Origin of the sequence: Flavobacterium artemisiae (assembly GCF_042678225.1) — a bacterium.
Classification (GTDB): domain Bacteria; phylum Bacteroidota; class Bacteroidia; order Flavobacteriales; family Flavobacteriaceae; genus Flavobacterium; species Flavobacterium artemisiae.
The window spans coordinates 12,111-33,255 of the sequence record NZ_JBHUDZ010000012.1 but is presented as its reverse complement, the minus strand read 5'-3'; the positions used below and the strand labels follow the sequence as shown (position 1 = coordinate 33,255).

Annotated in this window: 19 protein-coding genes and 1 tRNA gene; 8 read left to right on the top strand and 12 right to left on the bottom strand. The window is 32.6% G+C overall.

The window, feature by feature from the left end:
• Positions 1-88 precede the first annotated feature (88 nt).
• From ACFSC2_RS10795 to ACFSC2_RS10765, 7 genes are all read right to left on the bottom strand, one after another.
• Positions 89-1,162, bottom strand: a complete 1,074-nt coding sequence (locus tag ACFSC2_RS10795) for a hypothetical protein (protein WP_379815423.1) — start codon at positions 1,160-1,162, stop codon at positions 89-91.
• Between the two features lie 3 nt (positions 1,163-1,165).
• Positions 1,166-2,470, bottom strand: coding sequence for an MATE family efflux transporter (locus tag ACFSC2_RS10790; protein ID WP_379815424.1), 1,305 nt, complete (start codon positions 2,468-2,470; stop codon positions 1,166-1,168).
• Between the two features lie 7 nt (positions 2,471-2,477).
• On the bottom strand, positions 2,478-3,464 hold the full coding sequence (locus tag ACFSC2_RS10785; protein ID WP_379815425.1) for a hypothetical protein: 987 nt from the start codon (positions 3,462-3,464) through the stop codon (positions 2,478-2,480).
• Positions 3,465-3,473: 9 nt separating this feature from the next.
• Positions 3,474-5,153: a DUF6909 family protein gene (locus ACFSC2_RS10780; protein WP_379815426.1), complete on the bottom strand. Its 1,680-nt coding sequence runs from the start codon at positions 5,151-5,153 to the stop codon at positions 3,474-3,476.
• Positions 5,154-5,280: 127 nt separating this feature from the next.
• Entirely contained in the window at positions 5,281-5,886 is a 606-nt protein-coding gene (locus ACFSC2_RS10775; RefSeq protein WP_379815427.1) for a transposase, read from the bottom strand.
• 66 nt (positions 5,887-5,952) lie between these two features.
• Positions 5,953-7,437, bottom strand: a complete 1,485-nt coding sequence (locus ACFSC2_RS10770) for a GH3 auxin-responsive promoter family protein (protein ID WP_379815428.1) — start codon at positions 7,435-7,437, stop codon at positions 5,953-5,955.
• Positions 7,438-7,448: 11 nt separating this feature from the next.
• Positions 7,449-7,949 (bottom strand): peptidase, encoded by a 501-nt coding sequence (locus ACFSC2_RS10765; protein ID WP_379815429.1) that lies wholly within the window; start codon positions 7,947-7,949, stop codon positions 7,449-7,451.
• A 212-nt stretch (positions 7,950-8,161) separates the two neighbouring features.
• On the opposite strand from ACFSC2_RS10765, the gene ACFSC2_RS10760 reads away from it, so the two are divergent.
• Both ACFSC2_RS10760 and ACFSC2_RS10755 read left to right on the top strand, forming a co-directional pair.
• Positions 8,162-8,335: a Sec-independent protein translocase subunit TatA/TatB gene (locus tag ACFSC2_RS10760; protein WP_379815430.1), complete on the top strand. Its 174-nt coding sequence runs from the start codon at positions 8,162-8,164 to the stop codon at positions 8,333-8,335.
• Between the two features lie 102 nt (positions 8,336-8,437).
• The gene (locus ACFSC2_RS10755) at positions 8,438-9,817 is read left to right on the top strand and encodes a glycosyl hydrolase family 8 (RefSeq protein ID WP_379815431.1); all 1,380 of its coding nucleotides are present in this window, start codon (positions 8,438-8,440) and stop codon (positions 9,815-9,817) included.
• Between the two features lie 99 nt (positions 9,818-9,916).
• Here the strand turns inward: ACFSC2_RS10755 and ACFSC2_RS10750 are convergent, their stop codons facing one another.
• Positions 9,917-12,040: a Tex family protein gene (locus ACFSC2_RS10750; protein ID WP_379815432.1), complete on the bottom strand. Its 2,124-nt coding sequence runs from the start codon at positions 12,038-12,040 to the stop codon at positions 9,917-9,919.
• 114 nt (positions 12,041-12,154) lie between these two features.
• Here ACFSC2_RS10750 and ACFSC2_RS10745 point away from each other — a divergent pair, with 114 nt between their 5' ends.
• Complete coding sequence (locus ACFSC2_RS10745) at positions 12,155-12,424, top strand: DUF1294 domain-containing protein (protein WP_379815433.1); 270 nt, start codon at positions 12,155-12,157, stop codon at positions 12,422-12,424.
• 145 nt (positions 12,425-12,569) lie between these two features.
• On the opposite strand, the gene rpiB is transcribed toward ACFSC2_RS10745, so the two are convergent.
• Positions 12,570-13,001 carry a ribose 5-phosphate isomerase B gene (gene rpiB, locus ACFSC2_RS10740; RefSeq protein WP_379815434.1) on the bottom strand — a complete coding sequence of 144 codons (432 nt, stop codon included), beginning with the start codon at positions 12,999-13,001 and terminating at the stop codon, positions 12,570-12,572.
• 336 nt (positions 13,002-13,337) lie between these two features.
• On the opposite strand from rpiB, the gene ACFSC2_RS10735 reads away from it, so the two are divergent.
• Positions 13,338-13,610 carry a hypothetical protein gene (locus tag ACFSC2_RS10735; RefSeq protein WP_379815435.1) on the top strand — a complete coding sequence of 91 codons (273 nt, stop codon included), beginning with the start codon at positions 13,338-13,340 and terminating at the stop codon, positions 13,608-13,610.
• 203 nt (positions 13,611-13,813) lie between these two features.
• Here ACFSC2_RS10735 and ACFSC2_RS10730 read toward each other — a convergent pair whose 3' ends face one another.
• Positions 13,814-14,047, bottom strand: coding sequence for a putative signal transducing protein (locus tag ACFSC2_RS10730; RefSeq protein ID WP_379815436.1), 234 nt, complete (start codon positions 14,045-14,047; stop codon positions 13,814-13,816).
• Between the two features lie 193 nt (positions 14,048-14,240).
• On the opposite strand from ACFSC2_RS10730, the gene rnr reads away from it, so the two are divergent.
• Genes rnr through ACFSC2_RS10715 form a run of 3 tightly spaced genes read left to right on the top strand, consistent with a single transcriptional unit; the run spans position 14,241 to position 17,814 of the window.
• On the top strand, positions 14,241-16,421 hold the full coding sequence (gene rnr, locus ACFSC2_RS10725; RefSeq protein WP_379815437.1) for a ribonuclease R: 2,181 nt from the start codon (positions 14,241-14,243) through the stop codon (positions 16,419-16,421).
• Between the two features lie 28 nt (positions 16,422-16,449).
• Entirely contained in the window at positions 16,450-17,118 is a 669-nt protein-coding gene (locus ACFSC2_RS10720; RefSeq protein ID WP_379815438.1) for a head GIN domain-containing protein, read from the top strand.
• A 15-nt stretch (positions 17,119-17,133) separates the two neighbouring features.
• Complete coding sequence (locus ACFSC2_RS10715) at positions 17,134-17,814, top strand: LysE family translocator (protein ID WP_379815439.1); 681 nt, start codon at positions 17,134-17,136, stop codon at positions 17,812-17,814.
• Positions 17,815-18,167: 353 nt separating this feature from the next.
• Here ACFSC2_RS10715 and ACFSC2_RS10710 read toward each other — a convergent pair.
• Both ACFSC2_RS10710 and folB read right to left on the bottom strand, forming a co-directional pair.
• Positions 18,168-18,238, bottom strand: a tRNA-Cys gene (locus tag ACFSC2_RS10710).
• A gap of 94 nt (positions 18,239-18,332) precedes the next feature.
• Positions 18,333-18,692, bottom strand: coding sequence for a dihydroneopterin aldolase (gene folB / locus ACFSC2_RS10705; protein ID WP_379815441.1), 360 nt, complete (start codon positions 18,690-18,692; stop codon positions 18,333-18,335).
• Between the two features lie 107 nt (positions 18,693-18,799).
• On the opposite strand from folB, the gene ACFSC2_RS10700 reads away from it, so the two are divergent.
• Positions 18,800-20,917 carry a glutamine--tRNA ligase/YqeY domain fusion protein gene (locus ACFSC2_RS10700; protein ID WP_379815442.1) on the top strand — a complete coding sequence of 706 codons (2,118 nt, stop codon included), beginning with the start codon at positions 18,800-18,802 and terminating at the stop codon, positions 20,915-20,917.
• Positions 20,918-21,145 lie beyond the last annotated feature (228 nt).

Sequence of the window (21,145 nt, the reverse complement as noted above, 5' to 3'; positions counted from 1 at the left end):
AAAAACTCCAAAGATAATAATGATTAAAGAACATGGTTTTCTGAAAATAATCGACACTGCAATTACGCACAAAAAAACATGAAATATTTTACTGAAGTTTTTTTCTGAAATGCTCATAATACAGCGCAAAATAAATTAAAGGAAAAATACCGATTTTATGACGTACCGCTGTTCCTAAATCGGGTTCAAAAACACCTTGTACAATAAAAAAAGAAAAGATAATCAATAAAACCAAAAGCTCTTTTGGGTAGTTTTTTCTATCTTTTAAACACTTAGAAAAACGAACCAGCAGAATATAAAACAACAAAAGCTGCCAGATAATAAAAACTATAATCTGTGGTGAAAGTATATGTTTTAATCCATTAATTGGAACATTCACAGTAAAAAAACCATAAAAAATACCTATCGTTTCTCCATACCAAGTATCTGTTTTTACAGGAGAAATTATGATCGAATTCGCATCTGCAGATCCTACTCTATCACTGTTTACCACTTCACGGCTGATTTCTGAAAGGTATTTTCCTTTTATAATTCCATGACTGAAAGACAGAAAAACAGCAATCAGCAATCCATAAAAAATAGATGTTATGGTTTTATTCTTAAACGTAATTCTGCTTACTGCATACATTCCACCGCCAATTATAGGAATCAGCGCATAATAAGGACGATAAAAGGCACCAAAAATCACCAGAAGTAAAATGGTATAAAACAGCGTCTTTTTTATCGAAATGTGATTGTTTAAACACATAAAAACAATAGGCGAAACATACAAAAAGGTAACAAATTCTTTTGATGGCATTGACATAAATATTGCCATCATAAATATTGCCAAATACACCAATATGTTCTTGACATTTATTTTTTCGAAATGGTCTGGAACTCCAATTTTATAAAGAATATAAATCAATATTGGAAACTGAATTAGTGCAATAATTGGAAAAGGAAGATAACGAAAACCTGAAATTTTGTACAGTAAAATTGTCAGCGGATAACTTCCAAAATATCCTATTTCATTTCCTTTATCATACGCAATAATAGCAGCATCATAGAAAAACTTAGGCGGAAGGACAAAAAAAGACAAAAATGCAATAACCAAATTTGCCATCGCAATGAGCAAAAATGCTGCAGTATTTTTTTGAATTGTCCTTTTTACTTGTATCATTTTCTAATGTATAAAAATCTTGATTTTATCCTTTTTATAAATCACAACCGCCGAAACAAGATTCCAGAAAATAGAGCTTACTGCATAGGCAGTTGCGGCGCCTGTCATTCCGTAAACAGGAATCAAAAACCGATTTAAAGTAAAGTTTATAATGACCGCTAAAATCAAAATAATCTGAAAAATATGCTGTCTGCCCGTCATATTTAAATAAACAGGTGCAGAACCAAATGCAGAACAAATTCCCTGACCGATAATTAAAATCAAAAAAGCCTGCTGTCCTGCAATATATTGATGTCCAAAAAAGGACAAAACCTGTTCAGAAAAAATACTAATGACCACAATTACAGGAAAGGTAATTGAAAAAATCATTCGAGAACTGCTGCGAACCGTTTTTGTAAGTTCTTCCATTTTATGACTGGAAAAATACTCTGCAATTTTAGCCGAAACCGTAATATTTATGGTCAAAATGATTACTGAAACAATTGTCATAACTTTTACGCCAACAGAATAAAAAGCAACCGTTTCATCGTTCCAATATTTTTTTAAGAACATAATATCAAAAGACATCAACAAAAACATGGCCATACCACTGATGGCAATAGGATATGATTTAGTAAAAATATCTTTTGTCGCAAAAATATCTTTTGATGCTGCTGGAACTATTTTATTAAAATAATTGAAAACAAAAGCGGCAGAAAAGAATGCCAAAAAAACAAATCCAATCAAAAAAACATCAACCAAATAGTCCTGTTTCTGCCAATAAAACAAAACAACAGCACCAGCTATTAATGGAATATATTTGATGATGTTTCGAAATAATTCGGCCACATACAACTTATCTTGAGCTCTTAAAACCTCAACATTTAAAAGAGATAAACCATGAAAAAATAGTACAGCCGAGCCTTTCAGCAGTATCGGATATACTTCATTGTCCGAAAAATAATTATTTACAATCTGCTCGTTCAAAAGCAATATAATAAGTAATACTGTAATTGAAGTCAATAACAGCAACGCAATCATTTTAAGGTAGACTTTCTTTAATTGGTCAAGTGCATTCTGGCTGGCAAGCCGTCCTCTAAAATATAAAATAGACTGATCGAAACCCAAAAGGCAAACACTGCCAACAGCTAAAAGAAAGGATCGAACAAAATCATACTGCCCTACTAATTTTGGACTGTAGTTTTTGGTTAAAAATACCGTGAAACCGAATAACAAAAGAACCCCTGAAATTCGTAAAAATAAAGTGCCTAAACTTTGCTTTAAGAATGGATTTTTAGAAACTTTTTCAAAAACTCTATTTGTTTTCAACTGTTTATTATTTAAGATTGGCTTTTAAAACCTCTCTGCGATAAAACTTCTGAAATAAATGAACGCAGACAAAAATCAAGATAAAAATTACCGGAAGTAAAAATTTAAAATTACCGCTGGTTATTTTAGTATTGTTAATATTTAAAACAGCATTGATTTCCTTAATTGTCTTATCGTAACTCAGGAGTTTTAATCTGTTTTTACCTTGATCCATAATCAGATATTGTTTTGTTTTTATGATGTCGTTAAGCTGTGTATTTTCATTATAATATACCAGTTTATCGTTTTTCGATCCGTTTTTAGCAGTACTCGAAAAATTATTTAAAACATGATTTATCTGGGAAATAATCGTGTCATTCTGAACAATCTGCTGTTCTAGATTTTTATATCCAATTTTTTGGAGTGCATTAAAATATTCAGAACTGTTTAGGTATTTTAATAACGGCGCAACAATGTCTTTATCAGTAGTAATTCCATTTGATACAAAAGAAATCGAATGAAAAGTATAATTTTTACTCGTTACATTGTCTTCCAGCACTTTTTTGACTTCGCCAACCTCAGCCATCAATTTTATCAATTCAAAATTTTGTTCTTTATCTTCAATAAATTGATAAACATCGGCAATGGGTTTTATTTCTATCCTCTTAATAGACTTTGGATTAGAAATTCCTACTTCGTTTTTCAAAAAAGCTGTATCCCCGGCAATAATTTTAGATTGTATTAAATCGATTTTAGAATAAAGATAATCGACACTTCCAAAATTTGGCGTGACAATGATTTTGTTCTCGTACGTCTTTTTGTTAGAATCTAAATACCATCCCAAACCAAAACCTAGAATTACCAAAACCAATACGATAATCCAGCTTTTTATAAAAAACTGAATTATATTGAATATACCTGCTGCCAGTCTGTCAAAAAAGCCATTGATGCTTTTTGAAAGCTGAAAAATATCAATCTCTTGATTCTCTTCGGTTTGGGGTATTTTTGTGCTCATTAAGAATTTTTATTTGATGTTAAAAATCTGTTCCAAAATTTTGATTGTAATTAAATACGTTGGTTTTACACCAGTTGTTCCTAATCCGCCAGAAGCTAAAGTACTTCCTGTTTCTAATGGATTATCCGAAGCATAATAAGCGTAACGAACTTTTATATCATGAGGAACACTTTTTCTAATTTTTGATGCCGATTGAATCGCTTTTTGATAATACGATCCTTCCATTTCAAGACCAATTACGCCCCAAGTAGATTCGTGGAAAAATTTCAATAAATCTCTGTTTTGCAATGATGTTCCCAAAACGGTAACCATCGCGCCTTCGTAAATATCAATATCATTTCCTTCGAACATTGCACCTGTTAATTCATTTTCGAAGAAATAATTATCAGCCGTTCCTTCGTTGATATGCGCCGACGGAATCATGATATCGCCCTTTCCTCCTTCTAGAATTCCAGCTTTACCCATAATCGAAACCGATTTTACATTTAGTAAAGTTTCTTTTTTAAACGGTTTTAAAAGCTCATCGATTGTTTCGTAAGCCTGCTCACCAAAAGCGTAATCCATTACAATTATTACTGGTTTTTCTTCGCCTACGTTGGCATGAGAAAATGCTGTTTTTGCCCAGTCAATTTTGGCTGTATCAAAAATCTGAACATCGATATTCGTTCCTGAACCATCAGGAAGCGAAATCATTCCGTTTTTCAGAGCCAATTCTTCTACCTGAGATCTTATTTCTTTAGAAGCTGAACCACTTAATTCTTCATAAATAAAGAAATCTGTTTTTCCCTTATATTTTGTTTTTAATAACGGTGTTGCAAAAATCGAATTCATCACACTATGCATATTTGCACTGATAACGTGAATTGGTCTTTTCAATAAATCGTTTGCTTTTAAAACTTCTTTGATATTGGTCGCCCAAATTTCTCCATGAATGTGATGTCCTAGACGCTCACGTAAAACTGGACTAAAAGTAATTGTACGTTTATTGTTTTCTACAATTTCTTCGATTGCTAATTTTCCTAACCAATAAATAACATGCAGGAAACGATCTGGTGCAGTTTCTGAACCAAAAGCATCGTAAATATCCAAAACTTCTTCGAATGTTCTGGCTAAAATATTTGCTACGTGAGAAATGGCTTTTTCCTTTTCGATCTGCGTCAGTTTTTTAGTCTGCATGATGGCTTGTTCCAATTTCTGCCAATCGCGAGACACTTCTCCTCCATCGTCTATTAAAACTCTATTTTTGATTTTGTGAGATTCGATGAAAATAAAAGTCAAATGCGTTAGAATATCGTAAATATCTGAACGGCCGCGCGTGATTTCGACATTCATCTGTTCTTCATCAATTCTGTAGCAGTTTCTTCTTCTTTTTGGAGGAACTATCGGCTGAAAATGTGATTTAGAATAACCTTCGTCTGAAGTTAAATTGATGAATCGGCATTGCTCAATTCCTATCGGAAGACGTTCAATAACGTACAAAAGTCCGTTAAGTTCTACTTTTTCCTCCGCTATATTCCCGTAGATTTCAGGGCGTAATGCCAATAATGATTCTCTTAAACTATCGCCAGAAACTCCCATTGGTTTGTAAAAACCTCGGTTGAATAAATGGCGCATTGTAATGTACATTTTTTCTATAGCAGCAGATGATTCCTGTGCTCTTGATCTTGATATATGTTTGGTTTCTTTCATGCTTTTTATTTAAAAATCTTCCATTGCAGAAGATAATCCTAGTATTTCGATAAACGAAAGTAGGAAATATTAATATTATTTCAATTGAAAACTAGAAATGTGATAGAATTATAACGATTATTTCAAATTAGGATTTACAATCTGTTTTAAATTTATCCTTTTCCCAATTTTCCGGATTTGAAACAATATAATCAGAAATTTTTTGATAGTCATTGTTGCTTCTAATGATATTGTCATAAAATAATTTTTGCCATTGATGCGGATATCCTAATCGGTTCGCGTGTTTAGTCACAGCAGATTTATAGGATCCAACGACAGAGGAAATCGTATTTTTTCCAATATTTTGATAGCGTTGTGAGCCTGGTTGTTGAGACAGGGCATGCCCTGTCTGTACGATATTCGCGTCGTTCAATATATTCGTATTATTGACGTTATCCAAATCAATATTATTCAATTGTTTATCAATAATTAAAATTCCGTGAATATGATTTGGCATTACTACAAAATCACCTAATTCAATATTCTTATGGTGCATGGGAATTTGATGCCACAATATATCAGCAATAATACCAGCCTCTGACAAAATCATTTTACCATTGTGAATTTCTCCAAAATAATGTTTCCTGTCTTGTGTACAAATTGTTATAAAATAAGCTCCGTTCCAACCATAATCCCACCATTGAGCTCTTATTGAAGAAATACGGTATTTATTTTGAAATTTTCCTTGATTCATTAGTTTTATTTACTTTTTTATTAAGTAATAAATAACTTACTAATAATAGGAATATTGTTCTAAAATCTACCTCAAATTATCAGCAATCTTTCTATCATTAGATAATCTCGGAATTTTATTCTGTCCGCCCAGTTTTCCCTGCGATTTCATGTATTCCTGAAAACCGTTTTTGGAGACTTTTGTAATAACGACTTTTCTTAAAACATTTCCCGTAATTAAGTCGTCGTAGTAAATGTTTTGCTTTCGCATAGAATCGTCTATGACTTCGGCGAAAGCCTGAATATTTTCTGGTTCTTTTTCAAATTCGATCAACCATTCATGATACGGCAATCCGCTTGACGGATTTATCTGTGGCGCAACCGTAAATTCGTTAATAACAATATCTGTCTCGGCAACCGCTTCTTTCATGGCGTTTTCAACTTCGTTTGCAATTACGTGTTCACCAAAAGCGGATATATAATGTTTGATACGTCCAGAAACTATAACACGATAAGGTTTTAAGGAAACAAACTGTACGGTATCTCCAATATTATAGCGCCAAAGTCCCGCATTTGTAGAAATAATCAAAACATAATTAACACCTATTCCTACTTCGCCAATAGTGTACACTTTAGGGTTTTCAGTAAAAAATTCATCTGCTTTTATAAATTCATAAAAAATACCCGAATTCAATAATAAGAGCATTCCTTTTTCTTTTTGTGAATCTTGGTAAGCAAAAAAACCTTCAGAAGCTGGAAATAATTCGATACTGTCCACTTTTCTGCCGATCATATTTTCGAATTTAGCTCTGTAAGGCTCATAATTGACACCTCCGTAAATAAAGAGATTAAAATTCTTAAAAATATCACCTATTTTTTGTCCGTCGCTTTTTTGCTGCAAACGCTCAAAATACATCTGTACCCAAGACGGAATTCCTGAAATTATAGACATATCTTCTTTTATAGTTTCAGCTACAATCGCGTCTACTTTGGTTTCCCAATCTTCAATACAATTGGTTTCCCAAGACGGCATTCTATTTTTCTGAAGATACTTCGGAACAAAATGCGCTACAATTCCAGAAAGTCTTCCAAATTTAATTCCGTATTTTTCCGTTAAAATCGGGCTTCCTTGTAAAAAGATCATTTTTCCATCCACAAAATCAGCTTTTCCTGTTTCATGAATGTAGTGCAGAATCGCATTTCGCGCCGCTTCGATATGAAATGGCATCGATTCTTTTGTAAGTGGAATAAATTTTGCGCCGGAAGTTGTTCCAGAAGTTTTAGCAAAATAAAGCGGTTTTCCTTTCCACAGAATATCTGCTTCGCCTTTTACCACTCTTTCTACATAAGGTTTCAAATCTTCATAATCTCTAACTGGAACTTGTTTTTGAAAATCTCCAAATGTCTTTATTTCATTAAAATGATGATCTTTCCCAAAATGGGTATTCTGTGCATTTTTAATTAAACTTATAAAAACCTTTTGCTGCGTTTCTACTGGTTTTTGGGCCCACTTTTGTGTTTTTTTGTATATGTTTTTTGCAAAAATTTTTGCAGCTAAAGCTTTAATTGACATTTTGTATGGTATTATTTTTTGTCGCTTTTCTTTTTCTTCTGTGATTCCTTGATTTCTTTTTCGGTCTCAGAAACTTCTTCTCTTAATTTAATTTCAACTTCTGTTGCTTTCATATTCGCGTCTGGCTTTTCATCGCTGCTTTCTGCTAAAATAGAATCTTTACTGAATTTTGCATATTCCAATTCTCCTTTCAAGACTTTCTGAACTCCTTTTATATAGGCTTCATTTTGTCGCAAAGCCGTCTCTAAAGAATCCGATTTTATGGCCAGTCTGGTTGCATTTCTCTTTAATTCTGTCGAAGAATAACCTGGAATAAATTCACGAAGCGGTGTAAAAGCAATGATAAAAGTAGTAATTAGAATTAAAAAAATGCCTCCCAGCGTAAAAGTAACAAAGACATTCATCATATTAAGTTTAAAAGAAAACAGTTCTTCAAAAGTATCTTCATTCAAAATTACTAATCTGTTTTTGGTGAATAATTTTCTTCTGAAACTATGCTTTTTCTTTGACATAAACTCTTTTAATTAGAGCAAATATAGCAATTTATCGTATTGCTAAAGCTCAGGGTTATTTTATGAATTGGCTAAATTCACTATTTTATAAAATATTTAACGTGGTCTGGTCCAAATATTTTAAACTAAAAATACTTCTATTTCGTATATTTCTATATACCTTTGCGGAATAATAAAGAAAAACAATTTGCTTCGGCATTAAATATACAATCATGGGAAGATTAGGTCTTACGGAAATACTAGTTATAGTAGCTATTGTGATTTTACTTTTTGGCGGTAAAAAAATTCCAGAATTAATGAAAGGTTTAGGAAGCGGTATTAAAGAATTTAAAAACGCTGCTAAAGACGATCAACCTGCTGCTAAAAAAGAAGAGGAAACGAAATAAGTATTTATTACTCATTACAGAACCCCGAAATACAAATGTATTTCGGGGTTTTTTATTTACACAAAAAATCTTACTTTTAGGCACCCTAAATTTTTAACAATTATGAAAAACCTACTTTTCGTGATGGCTTTTCTGTTTGTCGCAGAAAGCCAGTCGCAAACCCAGCCTTTTCCCGCCAATAAGGTACATGGAAATGGGCTTATGGCCTCGACAAAAAATAGTCAGGATGCAGAAACAAGTTATAATACTTGGAAAGGAAATTTTGTAACTACATGCTCCAATGGCAGATACAGAATAAAATTTGATGACCCTAATAAGACCGTTTCTGAAGGAATTGCTTACGGAATGCTTCTCTCTGCCTACAAAGGAGACAAAACACTTTTTGATGGACTTTGGCTTTATTACAAAGACAATGTAAACAGTAATGGCGTTATGAACTGGAAAATTAACGGCTGTTCTGGAACTGATGGTTTCAACGGAGCTACTGATGCCGAACTTGACGCTGCAATGGCACTTATAGTAGCCGATTATCAATGGACAAGTGTCGGAACCATTAATTATAAAAATGATGCTAAGACTTTAATAACGGCAATTAAAAACTACGAAGTTGAAGCTAATACCTATGTTTTAAAACCTGGAGATCAATTCGGAGGTAGTCTAATAACAAATCCTTCTTATTATTCGCCGGCATACTACAGAGCTTTTGGAGCTTATACAAATGATACCGCTTTTTGGAATCAAGTTGCAGCGAAGGCTTATACGGTTATCAATAATAATTTAACACAAAATAACGCAGTGGGAGGTTTGGTTTCGGATTGGTGCGAAGCTTCTGGTGCTTATTCATCACGCGGCGGAAATACATACAGTTATGATGCGGCACGAACACCTTGGAGAATAGTAGTGGATTACATCTGGTACGGAAACGCTGATGCTAAAACTTACGCCAAAAAATCTTCTGATTTTGTACGTGTAAATCTTGGCGGTTCAAATAATATCAAAGATGGTTATAACCAAAATGGAAGTGTAAGCGGACAATGGCACAATGCAACATTTGTTGGTGCATTTGCCTGTGCTGCGATGGCGGGTGAAAATCAGTCCCATTTGGATGTTTCATATAACGATTTAAAAAATCTTAATGAACCCAACAGCTACTTTAATCAAACTTTAAAGACATTATACTCCTTTTTGTTAACAGGTAATTTTTATTTACCATTAAATGCCACTTTGTCCAATGATAATTTTGATATTGAAAAATCTACTGTTACGCTTTACCCAAATCCGAGTGCAGATCGAATCACAATTAACGCACCTCAGCAATCTACTATCTCGATAATTTCTCCTTCTGGAAGTATTGTTCACCAACAAAAAACAACTTCTGAAAGCACCGAAATAAATCTTGCTCATCATTCTACCGGAATTTATTTTGTAAAGATTTCTAATGATGATTTTAAAAGTGTTACAAAAAAAGTGATTTTGAAATAATCTTAAAATACAAACTCCCAAACTACAATTGTAATTTGGGAGTTTTTTTATCTAAACATCCTTTATTTTTGGAATTTGGAATTTAAAAAATTGGAATTTCTATAAAACCATTGTCAGCTGAATTCTCTTTCTATCTTCATCAACTTCAGTCACTTTTACATCAACATGCTGATGTAATTTTACCACTTCATTTACGTCGCTCACAAAACCAGCTTTTAACTGCGAAATATGCACTAAACCGCTTTCTTTGATTCCGATGTCAACAAAACAACCAAAGTTGGTAATGTTATTAACAATTCCCGGAAGAATCATTCCCGTTTTCAAATCTTTGATCGATTTTACATTAGCATCAAATTCAAAAACCTTAGCCGACTTTCTTGGGTCTAATCCAGGCTTTTCAAGTTCTTTAATGATGTCTTTTAGCGTAAGTAAACCAATTTCAGGTGTTACATATTTTTCGGCCTTAATAAGTGCTGTTTTTTCTTTGTTCGCAATTAAGTCATTTAGAGAAATATTCAAGTCCTTCGCCATCTTTTCCACAACTGGATAAGCCTCTGGGTGTACCGCCGAATTATCCAGCGGATTTTTAGCATTTGTAATTCTAATAAACGCTGCTCCCTGCTGATATGCTTTGTCTCCTAAACGAGGCACTTTTTTAAGCTGTTTTCTATCTTCAAAAGGTCCATTTTCAGAACGGTACTGAACGATGTTTTCAGCCAGCTTTTCCCCGATTCCACTCACATAACTTAATAAATGTTTACTTGCGGTATTGATATTAATTCCAACCGAGTTTACGCAGCGAATTACGGTGCTGTCCAGTTCTTCTTTTAATTTCGTCTGATCAACGTCGTGTTGATACTGCCCCACTCCAATCGCTTTTGGGTCGATTTTTACCAATTCTGCCAAAGGATCTGAAAGTCGTCTTCCGATCGAAACCGATCCACGAACCGTAACATCATAATTAGGAAACTCTTCTCTCGCAATTTTTGAAGCCGAATAAACTGAAGCTCCAGCCTCAGAAACAATAAAAACCTGTAACGGTTTGTCAAACGCGATTTTTTTGATGAAAAATTCGGTTTCACGCGAAGCCGTTCCATTTCCGATAGAAATCGCATCAATTTGATACGCATTTACCATCGAACGGATTTTTTTTATCGCCATTGATTCCTCATTTTGAGGCGCATGCGGATAAATCGTTTCGTTGTATAATAAATCGCCTTTTTCGTCCAGACAAACTACTTTACAACCGCTTCTAAATCCTGGATCGATTGCCAAAATTCGCTTTTCTCCTAACGGCGGCGCTAATAATAACTGTCCTAAATTATTAGCAAAAACCTGAATCGAATTCGCATCCGCTTTTGCCTTTGCTTCCTGCAACGTTTCGTTTCCAATTGCTGGATTCAACAAACGTTTATAACTATCTTCAATCGCCAGCTGTAAATGTGCAGTTGAATTGTTTTGTTTTTTAATGATGATTTCATCAATAACGTCGTAAGCATCGTCGATATCAACATCAATTTTCATTTTGATATAACCTTCATTTTCTGCACGAAGCATCGCTAATAAACGGTGCGCCGGCGCTTTTGTTAACGGTTCTTCCCAATCAAAATACTGGTTGAATTTCTGTGCTCCCTCTTCTTCCGATTTCTTTTTAACAACCTTTGTCCCGATTGTCGCTTTTCGCTGAAATAATCTACGAAGCTGTTTACGAACATAAATATTTTCGTTGATCCACTCTGCAACAATATCTCTTGCTCCTTGAATTGCTGCTTCTTCATTAATCACATTTTCATTCAAATATTGCGTCGAAATAAAATCGAAATCGGCATCACTTTCAGACATTATTAATTTTGCCAAAGGTTCCAATCCAAATTCACGGGCAACGTCAGCTTTTGTTTTCTTTTTCTTTTTGTATGGAAGATAGAAATCTTCAATTTCTTGTAAATCAAAACTTTCTTCAATTTTTTTCTTCAATTCTGGCGTAAGCGCTTTTTGTTCTTCGATAGATTTTAAAACCGCTTCTTTACGTTTGATAAGTGTCTCATACTCTTTCTGAAGTTTTGCAATTGATTCAATAACAGTTTCGTCAAGATTTCCAGTTGCATCTTTTCGGTAACGCGAAATAAACGGAATCGTACAATCTTCTTGTAAAAGTTTTACCGTGTTTTGAATACTTGTCGCCGGCGCCTGTACCGACTTGGCAATGAATTGAATATTAGTCATAGTTTTAATGAAATAATTTCTTGTTTATAAAATGACTTTTCTGCTTATTTAAAAACTTAAACAGAACATCATTCGGAACGCTAAAATAATATCTTTGTTTCTATTTTTTAGCCAATGAAAGTTTTATTACTCTATTTTTTAATTATAAATGTTCTTGAGTTTATAATTGCCGGTTACGACAAATTTTTAGCTCGTAAAAAAAAAAGAAGAATCCCAGAAAACACGCTGTTTTTTCTAGCCTTAATAGGGGGAACGATTGGGTTATTAACAGCGATGTTAATCTTTAGGCATAAAACGGCTAAAACTTCTTTTATTTTAAAGTTCGTTGGAATTATTTTAATTCAGATTATCGTTATTTATTTGAAAATCAATCATAAAATATAGATATCAACATTGTTAATAACTAGAAAACTTATATATAATCAATTGATTTTAAATATATTAAATAAAAAACCGGAAAGATTTTAAAAAATCCGCCCGGTGTATTTTATTTATATGGTGCGAAGCACCGAATTTTTTTTGGCTCTTTTTACGAACAAGCAATTTTATTCACTCTATTTTGATGTCTTCCCCCTTCAAAAGCGGTTGTTAAGAAAGCTTCAACAATTTCTACCGCTTGTGGAATAGATGTGTATCTCGCCGGAATACTCACAATATTTGCATCATTATGTAAACGTGTTAAATACGCTATTTCTTTTGTCCAGCAAAGGCCTGCTCTCACTTTCGGGTGTTTATTAACAGTCATCGCGATTCCGTTACCGCTTCCGCAGATTACGATTCCAAAATCTGCTTTTCCCTCAGATACGTCATTTGCAACTGGATGTCCAAAATCTGGATAATCAACAGAGTCTTCAGAATCTGTTCCGTAATTGGTTACTTCATACCCTTTAGCCTCAAGCATTTTTACAATTGCTTTTTTATATTCTGGTCCAGCGTGATCGTTTCCTATCGAAATTTTCATTTTTTAATACTATTAAGTTGTGTCCTGCAAATTTACTTAATTAATATATGTTTGCCACGAATTGGACTAATTTTCACTAATTTCTTTTATAATAGAGAGTTTTAAACATTATTATAAATCGACATTTACAATTAGTATGCTTTCGTAAAATTTGAGACAAATAGACTCTTATTATAACTCGCATAATACCAATACATTATCAGTTATTAACAATTTTGATAACTCTATAATAGGCTGATATTCAATAAATAAAAAGCAGAATATTTGTTAAAATTTTGAGGTGTTAATAGCAGTTCGTAATTAGTTGATATTCAATTAACTTTAAGTTAACAGAAAATGTTAATAAGTTCGAAAAGAAAATTAGAACTATTTTTTGGTTATTTAAGAAAAATGCTTAATCCAAAACCTGATTTAAATATGCAAGAAAAGTTTCGTGAATTTTTGGAAAAGTTATCAATATCAAAAATACCATTTTCAACAGAAATCAACATATCAACTTATCTACAAAATGAAGTTAAATTTGGTTGTCAACCGTTGTTAATTAAAATTGAAAAAGACTTAAAAACTAATCATTTAACCAAAAATAACTATGTTGATAACTCCGAATAACTAAGAGAAACTTCATTTCAATACTTTTAAAAATAAATTTATTCGACATATTAACACACTATAATAACCAACAAATTTTTTTAAATTTTTAAAAATCTTTTTTGTTGTATTTAATATATGTTGAAAACTAAAAAAGTTGAAAATGAAAAATTTTATTTTTTTGAATTGAATTTTAGTCTGATTGGAATTCGTCTGATTTTGTTTCAGACGATTTTAAGCGGATTGTTGAGATTGTCGAGAATTTCCTGAACTTGTTCAAAATCGCTGGGATGAACCTTGAGTCTAATGCCACCGAGTGCCGTGGAATACATTGGAATTACAGATAGCGTGATTTCGTTTTCAAAAAAATAAGGAATTCCTTCTTGTTCTAGTAAGTGTTTGAGAATGACCGTTTCGTAGTCGTAATTGAATATGGCGATCGTCTTGAAGCTTTCCATAAAAGGTATTTTTATAAAGATACGAAATGAGAAGCATTTTAGTTGAAAAAGCTATTATTAAATAGTTCAGCTGTTTTGATTGTTTAAAATGATGAAAATCAGGATCTGAAAGTTATAATTTTAATAATTCTATTTGTTAAAATATTTAATCTGATATCTTATTTGTAATTTTAAACTTTATAAGAAAAGATATATGAGTAAGAAAATTAGAAAGCCGATAAAAAATGATAAGGATTTCTCTGGAAAAATAGTAAAGATTTTATCGAACAGCCCTAATAAAGGATTTAATTACAAACAGATAGCAGCAAAGCTTGAACTTGACGATACAAAAAGCAGAAACCAGATTATAAAAGATTTAAAGATTCTGGCTTCGTCTAAAAAAATTATAGAATCGGAACCTGGAAAATATTTAGTAAAAGCTGTAAGTCAGGATTACTACGAAGGAACGATAGATATGACAAGCAGAAAAACGGCCTATTTTATTTGTGACGAGTTTACAGAAGACGTTTTTATTCCGACAAATAATTTAAATCGCGCTTTGGATAAAGACAAAGTAAAGGTTTATGTGTATAACAGAAGAAAAGGAAAACGTCCAGAAGGTGAAGTAATTGAAGTTATAGAAAGAGATAAAACAGAATTTGTTGGAGTTATTGACATTCAAACCAATTTTGCTTTTGTTTCTACTGCAAACCCGAAAATGTATACGGATATTTTTATTCCGAAAGATAAATTAGGTGAAGCAGAAAACGGTGATGTTGTTTTAGTTAAGATTGAAGATTGGCCAAAAAGAGCCGATAGTCCGTTTGGATCTGTAATTCGAGTTCTTGGAAAACCTGGGGAACACAATACAGAAATCCATGCGATTTTAGCCGAATATGGTTTACCATCAGATTTTCCGGTAGAAGTAGAGGTCTATGCTCAAAAGCTGGATACTTCAATTCAGGAAGCTGAGATTGCAAAACGTCGTGATATGCGTGATACATTGACGTATACGATAGATCCAAAAGATGCCAAAGATTTTGATGATGCTTTGTCTTTCAAAAAGTTAGAAAACGGAAATTACGAAATTGGTATTCATATTGCCGATGTTTCGTACTATTTGGAAGAAGGAACAATTCTGGATGATGAAGCGTATCAAAGAGCGACTTCGGTTTATTTGGTGGATAGAGTAGTGCCAATGCTTCCAGAAGTGTTATCGAATTTTGCCTGTTCACTTCGTCCGCATGAAGAAAAATATACTTTCTCTGCAGTATTTGAAGTTTCACCAAATGCACAAGTTATTAACCAATGGTTTGGAAGAACTGTAATTTATTCAGATCAGCGTTTTGCTTATGAAGAAGCACAGTATATCATTGAAAAAAAAGACAATACAATTCCGATAGATATTTCTATTACAGGAGAATCGTATGTTGTTCCAGATGAAATTGTTGAAGCAACTTTAAAACTAGATGAATTAGCTAAGATTTTAAGAAAGAAAAGAATGCAGAATGGTGCTATTTCTTTTGACAAAGTAGAAGTGAAATTTAATTTGGATGCGGAAGGAGAACCAGAAGGTGTTTATTTCAAAGTTTCAAAAGATGCCAATCATTTGATTGAAGAATTTATGCTTTTGGCCAATAGAAAAGTGGCAGAATATATCGGAAAACAAAAGAAAACTTTCGTATATCGTATTCACGATGAACCAAATGAAGACAAACTGATTGCGATGCAGCAAGTTATTGCGAAGTTTGGTTATAAAATTGACTTTAGAAATAAAGGCGATATTTCGAAATCATTAAATGCTTTGATGGAAGAAGTAAACGGTAAAAAAGAGCAAAACTTAATTGATACTCTTGCAATTAGAAGTATGAGTAAAGCCAAATATTCGACAGATAATATTGGACATTACGGTTTAGCTTTTGATTATTACAGCCATTTTACATCACCAATTCGACGTTATCCAGACGTTATGGTACACAGATTGCTGCAGTTTTATTTGGATGGAGGTGCTTCTGTAGACGAGGAAACATACGAAACCAAATGTCTGCATTGTTCAAATATGGAAAGTTTAGCAACAAATGCTGAGCGTGACAGTATTAAATACATGCAGGTTAAATACATGCAGGATCATCAGGACGAAGAATTCTTGGGTGTTATTTCTGGTGTTACGGAGTGGGGAATTTATGTTGAAATTGTTTCTAACAAATGCGAAGGTATGGTTAGAATCAGAGAGATAAAAGACGATTATTATACTTTTGATGAAAAGCAATATGCCTTAGTTGGTGCGACTTCAAACAGTATTTTACAATTAGGAGATGAAATTTACGTTAAAGTAAAAAATGCAGATTTAGTAAAAAAACAACTTGATTTTCATTTTTTACGAAGAGCAGAATAAAGTTGATTATTAATTTAAAATTTTAAAGATGAGAAAGTTAATTATAGGAGCCGCGATATTAGTTGCGCAATTGTCTTTTGGACAAGTAACAAAAGAATTAGGAGATTTTGATTCGGTTAAGGTTTTCGATAAACTAAGTGTAAAATTGGTACAATCTTCAGAAAATAAGATTGTTATAAAAGGTGCTAGAGAAGCAGAAGTCGAAGTTGTTAACAAGAAAGGTTTATTAAAATTAAGAATGCCTTTTCCTAAACTTTTATCGGGTAACGATTTAGATATTACTGTGTATTACAAACACATAGAGTTAATTGATGTTAATGAAGGTGCAGAAGTTATAAGTAAAGAAACCATAAAAGCAACTTCTTTTAAAGTTAGTGCGCAGGAAGGCGGAAAAATTAATGTAGATTTGAAAGTTGATAAACTAAATGTAAGTTCTGTTTCTGGAGGCGAAATTACCTTAACTGGTAAAGCAGATAATCTAGATGCCGGACTAGGAGCGGGAGGATATCTTCTGGCAAGTAAATTAGCTACGTCTCAGACGAAAGTAAGCGTTTCTGCGGGCGGAAAAGCAGATGTTAATGCTTCGACCCTTGTTGACGCAAAAGTTAACGCAGGAGGCTCTATTTACATTTATGGAAATCCAAAACAAATTAATGAGAAAAAAGTTTTTGGAGGTAAAATAGAACAAGTAAAATAAACTAATTTTTTTTGAATGATAAATGATATTCTGGCTGGTCTTCCGTGGGGACTTTTCTTAAGCTTTATGGTTGGACCAGTGTTTTTTATACTATTAGAAACCAGTATTACAAAAGGATTTAGAGCAGCAATTGTTTTTGATTGTGGTGTAGTTTTAGGTGATATCTTTTTTATTGCAATTGCATATTTAGGAAGTTATAGATTGATTTCCAGCCTAAAAGATAAACCGGCTCTTTTTATTTTTGGAGGAATTATAATGCTGGCGTATGGTATTATTTCTTTTGTTAGATTAAAAAATAACGAGAAAATGGATGACGAAGAAATTGATCGTGATATCATCAAGAGAAACTACGGAAGTTTATTTATAAAAGGTTTTTTACTTAACGTTATTAACATCGGAGTTCTTGGTTTCTGGCTTGCAGTAATTATTTCTGTTGGACCAAAATTAGAAATGCAGAACTCTAGAATGATTACTTTTTTTGCATCAGTTATTATTACATATTTATTAGTTGACTGTATTAAAATTCTGTTAGCTAAACAATTAAAGTCTAAAATGACCCCAAACAATATTCTCAAAATAAAGAAAGTAATCAGTGTTGTTTTGATGGTTTTTGGAGTAGCGCTGATCACTCAGGGCTGGTTTCCAAAAGAGAAAGAAATGGTAAAGAATGCTTTTGAAAGAATAGAAAAGAAATAGTTGTTAATAACTCTAAATTATAAAATTAAACCTCTGAATTTCAGAGGTTTTTTTGTGTTTATAATGTTCGTAAAGAACTTAGTCAAAGTTGTTACGTATAATTTGTCATTTCGACGTAAGGAGAAATCGCACGCGTGATTCCGCAAAAGAGAACAACCAATCTTTCGAATTTCGAGTGCGATTTCTCCTTACGTCGAAATAACAAGATTGTGGAAAAAATTAAACATAAAAAAAGAGACACATTTCTGTATCTCTTTTTGAGGAATTGTCCGGATTCGAACCAAGTATCTTTAATTAATTTTTTCTAAAAATTAAACATAAAAAAAAGAGACACATTTCTGTATCTCTTTTTGAGGCATCGTCCGGATTCGAACCGGAGTAGGAGCTTTTGCAGAGCCCAGCCTAGCCGCTCGGCCACGACGCCATTACTTGAACGGTTGGCAAAAGTAACTAAAATCTTTAAAATTCAAAAGTTTCGAATGAAGTATTTTAAAAAAATGCAGATTTAATTCTAAGAATTACTTTCTTGTTTCCGTTAATTTTATAGTAACTGACTCAACGTCACCACCAATAGGAGGATTTATTTTAGAAACCCAAACTGTTGTTTTTTCTACTGTTTCAAGCTCATTTAACACTCGAATATTGATTCTTTTGGCTACATGTTCTAATAAATGCGAACGAATTGCCATTTCTTCTGTCACAATTTTGTTCAAATGAACGTAGTCAACAGTGTCTAAAAGATGATCTGTTTCGGCTGATTTCTGTAAATTGGTTTTAATTTTTAGATCAACAGTATAATCAGATCCAATTTTTCCTTCTTCAATTAAACATCCGTGGTAAGAAAAAGTACGGATATTTTTCAGTTTTATAACTCCCATTTTTGTATTGTTTCACGTTTAAAGTTTCAGGTTTTATGCCAGTTAGGTAACTTTAAACCTGAAACCTGAAACCTTTTTTTTATCTTTGCTAAAATTACTATAAAATAATGGCATCAGAAGAGAAATCACTCAATTTTATTGAACAAATCATAGAGGAAGACGTTAAATCGGGTCTTTCAAATACTAAACTTCGCTTTCGTTTTCCACCAGAACCTAATGGTTATTTACACATTGGGCACGCAAGTTCTATTGCTTTAAATTTTGGTTTAGGAATTGATTATCAGTCACCTGTAAATTTGCGTTTTGACGATACAAATCCAGAGAAAGAAGAACAGGAATTTGTTGATGCTATTAAAAAAGATGTAGAATGGTTAGGTTATACGTGGGCAGAAGAGCGTTATGCTTCCGATTATTTCCAGCAATTGTATGATTGGGCCGTTTTATTGATTAAAAAAGATAAAGCTTATGTTGACAGCCAATCTTCTGAAGATATGGCGATTCAAAAAGGAACTCCATCAACTACTGGAACTGATAGTCCATACAGAAATCGTTCTGTTGAAGAAAACCTTGATTTATTCGAAAGAATGAAAAATGGTGAATTTGAGGCTGGTACACATATTCTTCGTGCAAAAATTGACATGAAATCAACAAACATGTTAATGCGTGATCCTATCATGTACAGAATTTTACACAAACACCACCACAGAACTGGAGACAACTGGAAAATCTATCCAATGTACGATTGGGCACACGGACAAAGTGATTATTTAGAGCAGATTTCGCACTCCTTTTGTACACTGGAATTTTTGCCTCACCGTGAACTTTACGATTGGTTTTTAGATCAGATTTTTGATGATAATAAGTTGCGTCCAAAGCAAAGAGAATTTGCAAGACGTAACTTATCGCATACCGTTGTTAGTAAAAGAAAACTACAGCAACTAGTTAAAGAAAAGCATGTTAACGGTTGGGATGACCCAAGAATGTCAACAATTTCTGGATTAAGAAGACGTGGTTATACCGCTGCTTCTTTACGTAATTTTGCTAACACAATTGGTATTGCAAAACGTGATAACTTAATAAATGTTTCCGTTTTAGAGTTTTGTATTCGTGAAGATTTGAACAAAATTGCACCTCGTGTAATGGCTGTTTTAGATCCTGTAAAACTGGTAATTACGAATTATCCTGAAGATAAAGAAGAGTGGTTAGAAGCCGAAAATAATCAAGAAGATGAAAATGCAGGTTTCAGAAAAGTACCTTTTTCTCGTGAATTATACATTGAAAGAGAAGACTTTTTAGAAGAAGCTCCAGCTAAATATTTCCGTTTGACTTTAGGAAAAGAAGTGCGCCTTAAAAATGCCTATATCATTAAAGGAGAATCAGTTATAAAAGATTCGGAAGGAAATATTACTGAAATTCATGTAACTTACGATACCGATTCTTTAAGTGGAAGCGGGACAGAAGCAAGCCAAAGAAAAGTATCTGGAACGTTACATTGGGTTTCTATCAAACATGCTTTGGAAGCAGAAGTTCGTTTGTACGATCGTCTATTTACAGATGAAGCTCCTGACAGTTATAAAGACAAAAATTTCTTGGATTTTGTGAATCCCAATTCGTTAGAAATTGTAAAAGGATTTGTTGAACCAAGTTTATCAACAGCTCAAAATGAAGATAAATTTCAGTTTCAACGTTTAGGTTATTTTACTGTTGATAAAGACTCAACTGTTTCAAAATTAGTATTTAACAAAACTGTTGGATTGAAAGATGCCTGGGAAGAAAAAGGTAAAAAAGAAGAAAACAGTATCAATAATTCTTTAAAAGATATTAATAAATATTTCAAAGTTGAAACTAAACCAGAACGTATTGCAATTGAAAGTGCAATAGGGGAGAGCATTAAAAATGTTTCTAGTTTCTCTTTATTACAGAATTCTTTAAAGAAAAATATCAATAACAATAAGAGTTCATTGTTGTTTGCTCAGTTTATTTTAAAGTATTCAAGTTTAAAATCAGCTGATGTTGAAACAGAAGATATTCACAAATTATATTCAATGTCTTTAAAAAGTGAATCGACTTATGTTCGTTCAAAAGCACTTTTAAATTTAAGAGATATTGAAAATGAAAATCTGAGAAATCAATTTGATGATGAAATTTTGAAATTATATTCCAATCCACCAAAAAATGCTTCTGAAAGAGAAATTGAAATCCTTTCTGAAATGGTAAAGAAGTAATATCAACTTAATTTATGAAAAGCGCTTTTATAAGCGCTTTTTTTTTATTATATAGATTAACTATTGAATTTCTAAATTTTATAATTTTTATAAATTAAAAATGACTTTCATAAATTGATTTTAAGCTAATTTTTAAAATCTTCCGACTTCCTTTTCCTATTTTAAATAATCATTTAATAGAAAGCTTTATTTTGATTTTTACTTTTTTAAAGAGAAGTTTTTATTTGA